Annotated in this window: 8 protein-coding genes; 6 read left to right on the top strand and 2 right to left on the bottom strand. The window is 60.2% G+C overall.

The annotated features are described in order from the left end of the window. Window positions 1–34: 34 nt before the first annotated feature. Together mfd and XX99_RS18960 are read right to left on the bottom strand one after the other, a co-directional pair. Window positions 35–3589, bottom strand: a complete 3555-nt coding sequence (gene mfd / locus XX99_RS18965) for a transcription-repair coupling factor (RefSeq protein WP_050060933.1) — start codon at window positions 3587–3589, stop codon at window positions 35–37. A gap of 101 nt (window positions 3590–3690) precedes the next feature. Then, window positions 3691–6318 carry a SpoIIE family protein phosphatase gene (locus XX99_RS18960; RefSeq protein WP_184085095.1) on the bottom strand — a complete coding sequence of 876 codons (2628 nt, stop codon included), beginning with the start codon at window positions 6316–6318 and terminating at the stop codon, window positions 3691–3693. A 157-nt stretch (window positions 6319–6475) separates the two neighbouring features. Here XX99_RS18960 and XX99_RS18955 point away from each other — a divergent pair, with 157 nt between their 5' ends. The 6 genes from XX99_RS18955 to mutL all read left to right on the top strand — a co-directional run bounded on the left by XX99_RS18955 (window position 6476) and on the right by mutL (window position 13097). Then, the gene (locus tag XX99_RS18955; RefSeq protein ID WP_050060931.1) at window positions 6476–7408 is read left to right on the top strand and encodes a VOC family protein; all 933 of its coding nucleotides are present in this window, start codon (window positions 6476–6478) and stop codon (window positions 7406–7408) included. Between the two features lie 144 nt (window positions 7409–7552). Continuing rightward, the gene (locus XX99_RS18950; RefSeq protein WP_231581495.1) at window positions 7553–8026 is read left to right on the top strand and encodes a thioredoxin family protein; all 474 of its coding nucleotides are present in this window, start codon (window positions 7553–7555) and stop codon (window positions 8024–8026) included. A gap of 31 nt (window positions 8027–8057) precedes the next feature. Further along, window positions 8058–8936: a YihY/virulence factor BrkB family protein gene (locus XX99_RS18945; RefSeq protein WP_050060929.1), complete on the top strand. Its 879-nt coding sequence runs from the start codon at window positions 8058–8060 to the stop codon at window positions 8934–8936. Between the two features lie 138 nt (window positions 8937–9074). After that, a complete protein-coding gene (pyk, locus tag XX99_RS18940) occupies window positions 9075–10547 on the top strand; it encodes a pyruvate kinase (protein ID WP_231581493.1) in 1473 nt (490 codons plus the stop codon). 68 nt (window positions 10548–10615) lie between these two features. Next, window positions 10616–11056, top strand: a complete 441-nt coding sequence (locus XX99_RS18935) for a hypothetical protein (protein ID WP_231581492.1) — start codon at window positions 10616–10618, stop codon at window positions 11054–11056. A gap of 100 nt (window positions 11057–11156) precedes the next feature. Then, on the top strand, window positions 11157–13097 hold the full coding sequence (gene mutL, locus XX99_RS18930; protein WP_050060926.1) for a DNA mismatch repair endonuclease MutL: 1941 nt from the start codon (window positions 11157–11159) through the stop codon (window positions 13095–13097). Window positions 13098–13100 lie beyond the last annotated feature (3 nt).

The raw sequence follows: 13100 nt of genomic DNA, 5'->3' as shown, positions 1-13100 counted from the left end.
CCTCGCAGAAAATCTGTAACAGATGCGGTGACAACTATGCAGGAACGGCGGTGAGAGCGAGCTGCTCGAGCAGTATTCGAATCTCGATGAGCACATCGTCGGGCTTCATCCCGGCGAGCGGATATTTGAGCACTCCCTGCGGAGTAAACTGTGCGCCGCGCTTGGCGGCCTTGGCAACCAGCTTCATCAGGCGGCCGGGGTCGATGCTGGCATTCTCGGTGAATTTGATGTGAAGCTGGTCCTTCTTGCGGTCGATCTGCGCCACGCCGATCTTCTCGCAATCGATACGCAGCTGCGAAGCGTCGAGCAGATGGCGCACGCTGTCGGGAATCGGTCCGTAACGATCTTCGAGCTCGGCGCGCACATCGGCGAGCGCGCCCTCGGTCTGGACGCCGGCAATCAGCTTGTACATGCGCAGCCGCTGGTTCTCTTCGGCGATGTAGCTTTCGTCGATGCGCAGTCCGATGCCGAGGCTGAGTTGTGTCGTCGCATGCTCGGCGCGCTCTTCGCCTTTCAGCTTGCCGACCGCCTCTTCCAGCATGGAGGTGTAAAGCTCGAAGCCCACGGCCTCGATGTGTCCGCTCTGCTCGCCGCCCAGCATGTTGCCGGCGCCGCGCAGTTCGAGATCGAGAGCTGCGATTTTGAAGCCTGCGCCGAGATCGGAAAACTCTTTGAGCGCAGCGAGGCGGCGGCGCGCGATTTCGGTAAGCTCCTGCTTCGGTGGAATCAGCAGATAAGCATAGGCGCGTCGATTCGAGCGTCCCACGCGGCCGCGCAGCTGGTAGAGCTCACTGAGTCCATGGCGATCGGCGCGGTTGATGATGATAGTGTTGGCGAGTGGAATGTCGAGTCCGTTCTCGATGATGGTGGTGGCTACGAGAACGTCGTACTCCCCGTTCATGAAGGCCAGCATGACCCTCTCGAGTTCGGTCTCGCCCATCTGCCCGTGTCCCACGATCACGCGCGCAGCCGGAACCAGCTCGTGAATCTTTGCCGCGAGTTCATAGATCGTCTCCACGCGATTGTGGACGAAGTAGATCTGCCCGCCGCGCTCCAGCTCGACCTCGACCGCCGAACGGATCAGCTTCTCGTCGAACTTGGCCACGATGGTCTGGATGGCCATGCGGTCCTTGGGCGGCGTCTCGATCACGCTCATGTCGCGCAGGCCCACCAGAGACATGTGCAGCGTCCGCGGAATAGGCGTGGCACTCATGGCCAACACATCGATCGCGCTGCGCATCTGCTTCAGGCGCTCTTTGTGGCGCACGCCGAAGCGCTGCTCCTCGTCGACGATCAGCAAGCCGAGATCCTGAAACTTGATGTCCTTCGAAAGCACACGATGCGTACCGATAAGGATGTCGACCTTGCCTGCTTCCACCTGCTCGAGAATGGCCTTCTGTTCCTTCGCGGAGCGGAAGCGCGAGATCATCTCGACGTTGATGGGGAACATTTTGAAGCGCCTCTTAAATGTCTCGAAGTGCTGGAAGCAGAGCACCGTCGTTGGCGTGAGCACCGCGACCTGCTTGCCGTCCTGCACGGCTTTGAACGCCGCGCGCATGGCTACTTCCGTCTTGCCGTAGCCCACATCGCCACACAGCAGGCGGTCCATAGGCATGGTCGATTCCATGTCGCGCTTGATGTCGTTGATGGCGGAGAGCTGATCATCGGTCTCGTTGTAGTCGAAGGCGTCTTCGAATTCGCGCTGGAATTCGTTGTCGGGCGAGAAGGCGTTGCCCTGCGCGGCCTTGCGCTGCGCGTAGAGCTTGAGCAGCTCGTCGGCCATGTCGGCCATGGCCTTGCGCACGCGGGCCTTGGTCTTGGCCCACTGCTGCGATCCGAGGCGATTGAGAATCGGCGCCGGTCCGGCATCGGTCGATCGATACTTCTGGATGAGATCGAGCCGCGTGAGGGGCACATAAAGCCGTGCTCCCTCGGCGAATTCGAGGATCATGAACTCGATCGCGACGCCGTCCTGCACGATCTCACGCAGCCCCTGATATTGCGAAATGCCGTGCTCGACGTGAACCACATAATCGCCGACAGTAAGATCGCGAAAATCGGAGACGAACGCCGCGGTCTTCGATTTCCTGGGCGCGACGCGCGCAGTAACGTCCGCATCGTCCGAAAAATCGTTGGCGCCGAAGATCATGATGTTCGCATCGGGCATGCTCACGCCATAGGCGAGGCTGCTGCGCACGATGATCGGCGTGCGGTAGTTGCCGGCCAGATAGCTGGACTCGTCGTAGACGTTCTCGCTGCCCGCGTGCTGGTTGCGGCTGCCCAGCCGGTAGGGCAGCTCGTACTCGCGCAGCAGATTGGCCAGGCGCTCGACCTCGCCCTGGTTGGGCGCAACGAGCAGCGTACGGGTCTCCTGCTGCACGAGTTGCCGCACCTGCTCGATGAATGCCGGGATCGATCCGTGGAAGCGCAGAGTCGGACGAGAGTGGAACGCGACTTCTCCCAGCGTATTGTCCTCGTCCAGCACGTCGATAGCGCCCAGCTGATCGAGCTCGAGTCCCGGATGCGAGGCCATCTGCGTTGCAAGCACCTCGGGCCTCACATAAATATCCTGCGGAAGAATCAGCGAGCCGATGCTGGCGCGCTCATGGCGCTGCTCGATCTTGTTCCACCAGCGGTCGAGCTGGTTTTTGACCATCGACGGCTCATCTACGAACAGCAGGCTCTTCGGCAGCAGATCCATCAGCGAGCTCGATGCGCCGGAGACGCCGGCGAAGAACTCCCATCCCGGAAAGACCGAAACGCCGCCGGCTGCAACCGCCTGCTCGACGAGTTCCGGATCGCCGCCCGATTCCACGCGTGCTCCACTCAGGCGCGTGTGGACCGCGGCCAGCAGCCGCTCGGTCACCGGCGTCTCGGTGAGTGGAAGCAGCAGGGCTTCGTCGAGCGGGGCGGCCGAGCGCTGCGTTTCGGGATCGAATTTCTTGATGGTCTCGATCTCGTCACCGAAAAATTCGAAGCGCACCGGACGGTCGGCCTCAGGCGAGTAGATGTCGAGGATGCCTCCGCGCCGCGTGTACTGGCCGGGCATCTCGACGATGTCCATGGGTGTGTATCCCACGCTGGCCAGGTGAGCGAGCAGGGTCTCGACGTCCACTTCCTCGCCGCGGCGCAGCACCTGCGCCAGACCCGCATAAAACGGCGCGGGAAAAAGCTTCATCGCCGCCGCTTCTACCGGTGCGATCACGATGGATGCACCGCCGGTCGCCATCTTCCAGAGTGTGGCGGCGCGAGTCTCCTGAATCTCTGGATGCGGCGAGAGGTTTTCGAAGGGAAGCACATCGTGCGCCGGCAGCTTGAGGACGCGATTCGGCGGAATCGCTCCGGTCAGGTCGCAGCCGGCGCGAAGCGCAACCTGCAGCGCATCGGCAGCCTTGTTATCGGGAACGACGATGACGATTGGGGCATTCGCAGCACGCGCAAAGAGCGGGATATAGAGTGAACGAGCGGTCGAAGTCAGCCCAGAGACACGACGACGCCCACGGGCAAGGGCGAGATGCCTTCGTGCCTGTTCAAAAGAAGGTGAGTTCTCCAGGTCCGCGAGAAGTTCCCGGACGAAAGGGAGGATCATTCTCTTTTCAGTTTAGCAGCGGGACCGCTAATCGATCGAACGAGGAAAAAGCTGGGCGGAAAGCAGCCTCAGCGGAGATTCGCGCCACGCATTTCGGCGCGTCATGCTTCCAGCTTCAGGATCAGCAATGTCATGTCGTCATGCTGCGGAGCGCCGGCGGTAAATGCATCGGCGTCGGCGAAGAGCTTTTTCAGGATCTCATCGGCTGTCAGGTGCTTGCATGAGTCGGCTGCGGCGACCAGGCGTTCTTCGCCCCATTCCTCGTCGTCATGAGTCATGGCTTCGCTGATGCCATCGGTATACATCAGCACCAGATCGCCGGGTTCCAGCGTCAGGGTCTGCTCGCCGTAGGGTGCAAACTGCAGCAGCCCGACGACTGGGCCGTCAGCCTCGATGCGAAGCACTTCCGTCGAGCCGTTCGCGCTGCAACGCAAGACGAGAGGCGCATTGTGGCCGGCATTGACACAATCGAGCTGGCGCGTCTTCGGATCGTAAGCGGCGAAGAAGAAGGTCGCGTAGCGATTCGAGGCAGAAGCTTCGTAGACCAGTCGATTCACCTTATCCATGAGTTTGGCGAAGTCGCGCGGATTATCGAGCGTGACGCCGCGCAGGCTGGCGCGAAGGCTCGCCATCAGCAACGCCGCGGCAATGCCTTTGCCGCTCACGTCGCCAATGGCAAGGCCGGTTCGTCCGTCGCTCAGCTCGAAGACGTCGTAGTAGTCGCCGCCCACGCCGAGCGCCGGGCGGCAGTGGCCGGCGACGGTCGCACCCTCGAGGTCGGGCATGGCCTGCGGAAAGAGCCGCTCTTGCACTTCGCGGGCGATCTCGATCTCGCGGTTCACGCGCTCGCGCTGCGCAGCTTCGGTGGCCAGCGAATGCGCCAGCTCGGCCACTTCGATGGCCAGGCCGGTCTGCGTGGCCACTGTCTGCAGCAGATGGAGGTCGGCCTTGGTATAGGCGGCCTCTGACCGCTTGGGGCCGAGAGCCATTACCCCCATCAGCCGGTTGCGTCCGGGCATGGGCAGCAACAACTCGGCGTTCACCAGGTCGAGCACGTTGCGTTCTGCGGTCCCAGCCATCAGGTACCAGGCGTCGGGATCGTCGCGATAGAGACGCGCCGGCTCATTCGTCGAGGAGAGATAGCGCACCGCCGAGGCCTGCGAAGGAAGCGATAACGTTCCCGAAGTGGCGATGCCGATCGATTGCTGCAGCTGGAAGAATTCGCCCCGGCGGAGCAGCATCGCCACCTGGCTGACGTGCAGTGTATCGGCCACCCGCCGCGCAACGGTTTCCAGCAGCGGTCCGGTCTCGGTAAAGCGCCGGACTTCGTCGGAAAGTTCATTGAGAACCACTTCTGCGTTGTAGGCCTCGCGAAAAAATTTACGGTCCAGCCACGCCTGCGCGCGCTTGCGTATCCCCAGGCGCAGAGCCAGGACCAGCGCAAAGAAGACCAGAATGCCGGCCATGTCGGAGGCTTCGGGCTGTTTCTTATGCAGCGCCGGCAGCAGCAGTCTCCATGTGGCAATGGCGATAAGCGCCATCTGCAGTACAAATAGAAATGCCTTCGCCAGGAGGTAGCGCGTCCCCATCCGCGCGATCATGCGCACGTCCATCGCGCGCTGCACCAGCACTACGTAGCCCAGCGTGAAGGGTGCAACCATAAAGAGCGCGGCGCCGGCGGAGCCGATCCAAAAAGCCGCGGGCGTATCGCCCCTCATGCTGGCGATGCCGAAGTGCGGCAGCAAAACGAAGACAAAGAGCAGAGATCCGACACCAACTGCCATGCCCACGGTGAGCACCCGCAGGCGGCGGCGCGCGTCAGCCGTCGAGGCGGAGCGCAGTTTATCGAGAGTGAGAATCAAATAGAGGACAATGCAGACGAGGTTCAGAGCATTGACAACTCGGTCGGCGATATCAATGGTATGCGTCCAGACCGGAGCGACTCCGCCCATGAAATAACTGCGGACAAGGTAGGGAAAAAGCACAATGGTGAAGGCCAAAATCGGCCCAACCACCAGCCATTTGAGCCAGGGAACTTTCTGGTCGATACGCGAGCGCTCCGGAAAGTAGACACCGAAGAGCAACAGAGCCGGCGAGGCCAGCAGCTGCATGGTTTCGAACCACATGCCTCGCGCCGCAAACGCTACCCCGGTCGACATCCCCTTGTCGATGGTGAGCACGCTGGGAAAGGTCAGCAGGATCAGCAACAGCCAGGCATTTCGATCCAGGGGCTTCGCCAGCACCACCCAGTAGCCGATGAAGAGGCAGACGAGAGGCAGCAGCAGGTCTATAAAGCCATCGCGGATGAGAACCGTCCAGTCCGATATCCCTGGATGCGCGCGCTTCCGCTGCGTGAGCGCGAAGGTGGCCACACCTTGCGAGCCGTTCGGACGCTGGAACTCGACATCGAGCATATCGGTGGAATGGGCTGTAACCAGAATCTCGGTCCACTGCGCGATGCCGGCATAAGGGGCTCCGTTCAGCCCGGTGATCTTGTCGCCAACCGCTACTCCCACAGCCTTTGCTTCTGGCTGGACATCCGTCACCAACAGGGTGTCACTGTCATAGGAGAATGGACTCTGAACATGACGGTCCCAGTGAAGGTCGACTTCCCACACGTCGATCGCTCCACCAATCCAGTAGCTCACACCGGCCAGGATGAACAGCCCGACCAGGGCACGCAGCAGATTGGGAGATGCCGTTTTTGGACGCCGGGGTCGCTTCTTCATTGGTCTGGCCACCATAGTATCTTGGCTGGACGATCGGCCTTCATGCTTTCTACAAAAGCTGATGATCTTCCGCTCGTAGCGTTGTGATCCGCTTCGGCGCTGCTTGTGAGTCCGCGCCGGCGGCGCTATCTTGGTAACGCTATCCTGAGGGTTTTCTATGAAGCGCTTTTTCGCTCTCCTGCTGTTGCCATCGCTCGCCGTACTTTGCCCGGCCCAAAGCTCTTCTTCGTCGCAACCGCCGATTACCGGCATCTCCCACATCTCCGTTTACACCGGCAATTCCTCGGCGGCGGAGCATTATTATGTGCATGACATCGGCCTGAAGAAAGGTCCCGATCCTGAAAATTCCAACGGCGTTCGCTACTACGTAAACCCCGATCAATTCGTAGAAGTTTTGCCGCTGCCTGCGAACGCAGGTAATTCCCGCCTCGATCATCTGGCCTACACGACGACAGATGCGGAAGCGCTTCGCGCCTATCTCGGCGCCAAAGGAACTACGGTCCCTGAAAAGGTGGAAAAAGCCTCCGACGGCAGCCGATGGTTCGTTGTAAAAGATCCGGAGGGAAACAAGGTCGAGTTCACTCAACCTGCGGCGCACAAAATTGCCATGACCGGTGCCAATCCCGTCGGAAAGCACATTATTCATGTGGGCATGCTGGTGCGCAGCCGCGCCGTCGAAGACCCGTTTTACCGCGGCCTGCTCGGTTTCAAACCCTATTGGTTCGGCGGCATGCAGCCGGACAAGGTCGATTGGGTCTCGCAGCAGGTTCCGAATGGCCACGATTGGCTAGAATACATGCTCACGAGCGGTCCATCCGGAGGCGGAATTCGAGACGTTTCGCAGAAGCAGCTCGGCGTGCTGAATCATCTCTCCATCGGCGTGGTCAATATGGAGAAGGCTGTCACCACGCTCGATTCCGAAGGCCGGTTGAGCAACGAGCATGTCGGCCCGCAACTCGGCAAGGACGGCAAGTGGCAGTACAACCTCTTCGATCCGGATGAGACACGGCTGGAGCTGATGGAATACGCGCCGGTGGAGAAACCGTGCTGTTCGTCCTTCACCGCGCCCAACCCCACTCCGGTGGAGTAATCGATATACCCTCGAAGCTGCTTTTTCCGCAGCTCATTACAAACTTGAGCCGTTCTTCGATCTCGATGAACCCACAGCCGGTTGCCGCTAACGGCTATGGCATCCTTAAGGCTTAATATTGACGTGCAGTACTGGAGAGCTTGAGTGCGCCTGCTGAAAAACTGTCTGATGTCCCTTGCTGCGGTTCTCATTCTGACGGGCGCCTCTGCGTTCTCCCAGATCCCCAACATCTACTCGGATACGGCCGATGCGCATGCCGATATCACCCAGGCGCTGCGCACCGCCGCGCGTGAGCACAAACGCGTCATCGTCGACTTCGGCGGCAACTGGTGCGGCGATTGCCATGTGCTGGATATCTATTTTCACCAGCAACCCAATCTATCTCTCCTGGAAAGCAACTTCGTCATGGTCCATGTCGATATCGGCCACTATGACAAGAACGCCGACATCATCGCCAAATATGACATCCCGTGGAAGCACGGCGTGCCGCTGTTGATGGTTCTCGACGCCCGCGGCAAGGTTCTCATGGTTCAGAGGAACAGGGAGTTCGAGAAGATGGGGTTGGTTACTCCGGGCGTGGTCAACGCGTTTCTTAACCAGTGGAAGCCCAAGCGTTGATCGGAAGCCTGTCATCTGTGGTGTTCACGGCATGCTGAAAAGCCTCATCCTAAACATTCGCCGAGCCACCTGGAGCGCCTTCTCGCACAGCACGTTCACGAATGCCAAGGCGGCCGCCTACTCCGCCATCCTCAGCCTGTTCCCCGCGCTCCTGGTGGTTACGACGCTGCTCGCTTTAAGCCCGGAGACGGACACTTTTCGCGGCGAGCTGCGGGCCGGCTTCTCGGAGCTTCTGCCGCCCGACACCATGTCCCTGGTGCAGGCCTATTTTCAGAGCAATCACGCCCGCTCGGTGCACCTCATCTGGACCTCGTCCCTGATTACCATCGGCGCGTCCATGGGGGTCATGTTGTCCCTGATGGAAGGCTTCCGCAGGGCCTACCTGCTGCCGCGCGGCGAGTGGGGCTTCTGGCGGGAGCGCGTGGTAGCCCTGGCGCTGGTGCCTGGCACCCTGGTGCCCATGATTTTCGCCACCGGTCTGGTGGCGTTCGGTCATGTGATCGAAGGGTGGATGATCGACAATACCGATCACGAGTTGCGCTTTTACGTGGTGCTTGCCGGACGAATCCTCCGCTGGGGCATTGCCATGCTCACCAGCGTCGTGGTTCTGGGCGTCATCTATCACTTTGGGACGCCGCGCAAACGCCCCTGGAGGCAGGTCGTGCCCGGGGCAACCCTGGCTACCGCGACCTGGTTCCTGGCCACATTAATTTACGGCTGGTACCTGACCCGCTACGCGGATTACAGCGTCGTCTATGGCTCGCTGGGGGCCGGTGTCGCCACGCTGGTGTGGCTCTATATGGTCTGCTTCAGCATCCTGATCGGCGCGGAATTCAATGCGCAGATTTTCCCCATCGTTCCGCGGCCGCAGCTTGCGCCAGATGAACATACCATTTCAGTCGGCTCCTGAGGCGGGCCGATTCTCCCGAAAACGATTGCCAGAGGTAGAATGTAAGAGTTTTCAGTGCCAGGAAAACATCTGGAAATAGCTGTCGGGGGATGGATGAACGCTACGCTTGCTGGTTTGAATTTTGTGTCAGGAGAAAGAATGCGCCGCGCCAAAATCGTTGGAACTTTAGGTCCGGCCTCGAACACCGAGGCTACTTTCCGCGGACTCGTCCGCGCGGGACTGGACGTTGCGCGCCTTAACTTCTCGCACGGCACCCATCCCGAGAAGCTTGCGCTGATCCAGATGGTTCGCAAAGTGGCACGCGAAGAGAACCGTTACATCTGTATTTTGGGTGACTTGCAGGGTCCCAAGATCCGGACAGGCCGCCTGGAAAACCGTAAGCCGGTGCAGTTGGAAGCAGGCCAGAACCTCACCATCACTCCCCGCGATGTTCCCGGCAACAGCTCGGTTATTTCCACAACCTTTCGCACGCTGGCGGAAAATCTGGAAGCCGGGGCCCGCATTCTCCTCTCCGATGGCCTTATCGAGCTGAGTGTGATTGCCGTTACCGGCGACGACGTGGAGTGCCAGGTCGTAAATGGCGGCATCTTGGGAGAAAACAAGGGCATCAATCTTCCCGGCATCCCGGTTCGCGTGCCTTCGCTCACTGAAAAAGATGAAGAAGACCTGGAATTCGCCATCAAGAATGGCGTCGATGCTATCGCCGTCTCCTTCGTGCGCACCGCCGACGATGTGCGGCTGGTGAAAGAGCGGATCGCCTCTCTGGGATCGGATACCTGGGTGATCGCGAAGCTCGAAAAGCCGCAGGCCATCGAGCATCTGGATGCGATTCTGGAAATCACCGACGGTATCATGGTTGCCCGTGGCGATCTCGGCGTGGAGATGCCTCCCGAGAAGGTTCCCGCCATTCAGAAATTGATGATTCGCCGCGCCGCAGAGTACCGCAAGCCAGTCATCACGGCCACGCAAATGCTGGAATCGATGATCGAAAATCCACGGCCGACGCGCGCCGAAGCCAGCGACGTCGCCAACGCCATTTATGACGGCACCGACGCGGTTATGCTCTCCGCAGAGAGCGCAGCCGGAAAATATCCCATCGAGGCGGTCAAGATGATGGCCAAGATCGTCGTCGAAACCGAATCGAATATTCACGATGCCTCGCCGGCCCATAATGGTCGGCCGAGCCGGATGCATCTCTCGGTCGCGGAAACCATCTGCGAATCGATGGCTCACGCGGCGCAGGATCTGGACATCAAGGCCATCGCCGTCTTCACAGAAACCGGCACGACGGCGCGCCAGCTTTCGAAGTATCGCCCAAACCCGCCCATCTACGCGCTATCCAGCGTCGACGCGGTCATCCACCGGTTGAACCTCCTGTGGGGAGTGCAGCCGGTGCGCTGCACCAAGGCCAACACCGCCGAAGAGATGGTGGACATGGCCGAGCGCCTGCTCGAAGAGGGCGGACACGCCCACGCGCAGGACATCATCGGAATTGTCGCCGGCACCCGCACCAAATCCGGGTCGACAAACTTCCTCCGCCTGCATGTGCTCGGCGACCGCCTGAATGAGACTGCTGAAGCTGCGGTGGTGGAAGAAGTCGTCAGCAAGTAGTGCGGATTTCTTGCGGGTATGTTTCCGGGGAAGGGTGTAAGACCTGAATGCCTGATCGGACGCTGAAGATGCTGGCTGCAATATCGCTTTCGCTCTTGGCGTCCGGTTTATATGCGCAGACAAGTCCGCTCGCGATTACGCTTCGCGCAGTTCACAGCGAAAATAATAACGAGAAGAAGATTGAAGCTACTCTGACTTCGACGCAGATCGTGCATTTTCCATGTTCAGGTGTTTCGATGCTCAAGGTCAGCGTATACGGGCCTGACGGCACAGTTGCGAGAGACACCGCAAAGGGGGCAGCCCGTAAAACAGCTCAAAGCACGTCCCCATCGCACTCAACGATATGCATTTCGGACACCATGGAACCGGGTCAGTCCGTAAAGGAATCGATCGATGTCGGTGAGCTCTATGAGATGAATATCCCGGGCACTTATATCGTGCAATTAAAGTTCGATATTCCCGGAGGGCCACCTATTAGCTCGAACAAGTTATCGGTGGTGGTGAAATAAGACTCCAGCCTTCTTCAGTTTGTTCAAGACATGGCGCTCTCGCCCCAGGATCGGCGGGCGAGTGCTGTAAAACACTGGTCAAGACCGACGATAGGAATTTATGGGTCGCATACGCATTCTCACAGACCAGGTAGCGAATCAGATTGCTGCCGGCGAGGTGGTCGACCGCCCTGCGTCGGTGGTGAAGGAGCTGCTGGAGAACGCGCTCGACGCGGGCGCAACCCGCATCCGCGTGGAAGTTGAGGCAGGCGGCCGCAAGCTGATCCGCATTATTGATAACGGTATCGGCATGGTGCGCGACGACGCACTGCTGGCCTTCGAGCGGCACGCCACTTCGAAGATCCGCTCAAGCGACGATCTGCTCTCGATTGCGACCCTGGGCTTCCGCGGCGAGGCTTTACCGTCGATCGCTTCCATCGCCCGCGTGGAACTGGAGACGCGCGCCGCTGGAGAAGAGAGCGGCACACGCATCGAAATTGTTGGCGGAAAGATCTATCGCGTAGAAGACGCCGGCCTGCCGGCTGGAACCACCCTCGCCGTGCGCGATCTGTTCTTCAATACACCGGCCCGGCGCAAGTTTCTCAAGGCCGAAACCACCGAATTGTCTCATGTAACTGCGCTGGTTACGCATTATGCGCTGGCACACCCGGAGAAGCACTTCGAGCTACACTCCGCGACTCACGCACTGCTGATCGCTCCGCCGGTGCAAAGGCCCGCCGAGCGCATCTTTCAGATCTTCGGCCAGGACACGCTCGATCAGCTCATTCCCATGGCCGCTGAGCGGCCCTTCGACCGCGCCGGATTGCCCGAGCCGCCGCCGTGGAAGCGCGACGAGGACTACAGCCCGCCCGATCCGGGATTTCTGCGCATGAGTGGCTTCATCTCTAAGCCTGAGCTGCAAAAGCTGAATCGCAATTCGATCTACGTCTTCGTCAACCAGCGGCTGATCCGCGACCGCCTGATCCTGCATGCGGTGAGCGAGGCCTACCGCAACGTGATTCCGCCGACATCTTTTCCGGTTGTCCTCATCTTTCTGGAGATGCCGCCGCACGAGGTCGACGTCAACGTGCATCCGGCGAAGACAGAAGTCCGCTTCCGTCAGCAATCCGCGGTACACGACTTTGTCCGTGACAGCATTCGCAACACGTTGATCAAAAGCCGCCCGGCTGCCGGCTTTCTGGCTGCAATTACGGCGAACCCGCACGCGTCGCCCTCGCTGCTGCCGTCTGTCTCTCCGATTCCGGGAAGCTCGCCGCTTCCGACGGCAATCGACGAGGCGCGAGCCGAGACCGCGTCGTTTGAACTCGTGCAGCCCTCGCTTCCTCCAGAAGAGGTCAAGCTGCCGTTTTCGATTGCTCCGCCGCAGGTCAATGGAACAGCTTTCGCAGCGAAGCCTCCTGCGCACGATTGCGAAGTTGTGGATTTTCCCGAGGACGGGGAGCCAGTCTCCAACCTCAATTCGCTGGCGTCCCTCAAACCGCTGGGGCAGCTGCGCGAGTCGTTCATTCTGGCCATGAACGACGAAGGATTGTGGATCATCGATCAGCATGTCGCGCACGAGCGGGTGCTCTTCGAAAAGATCCTGCGTGAGCGGGAGGTCGAACGTGTGGAGCGTCAGCGGCTGCTGATGCCGCTGCTGATCGACCTGCAGCCGCACCAGATGGTGCTCTTCGCCACTATTTCAGCGGAGCTGGAGCGCAACGGCTTCGAGGTTGAACCCTTCGGGCCGCACACTATTGCGGTCAAGGCCGCGCCGGTGGGTCTCGAGGGCAAGCGGCTCGAAAGAATGTTAACGGAGGTGCTGGAGCAGGCTGGAAATCCGGTGCAATCGGAGAATATGGGCACCCTGCGCACGCGCATTGCCGCCTCCATCGCCTGCCACTCCGCGATCAAAGTCAACATGCCGCTCGATACCCAGCGCATGGAGTGGCTGCTGGCCGAACTGGCCCAAACCGAGCATCCCACCAGCTGTCCGCACGGCCGGCCCATCGCGTTACGGTATTCTTGGAGAGACATCCAGCGGGCGTTTCACCGTATTTAACTT

Origin of the sequence: Silvibacterium bohemicum, assembly GCF_001006305.1 — a bacterium.
In the GTDB taxonomy this organism is placed as follows: Bacteria; Acidobacteriota; Terriglobia; order Terriglobales; family Acidobacteriaceae; genus Silvibacterium; species Silvibacterium bohemicum.
The sequence above is the reverse complement of the archived record's forward strand: the minus strand, read 5'-3'. Positions and strand labels throughout refer to the sequence as shown.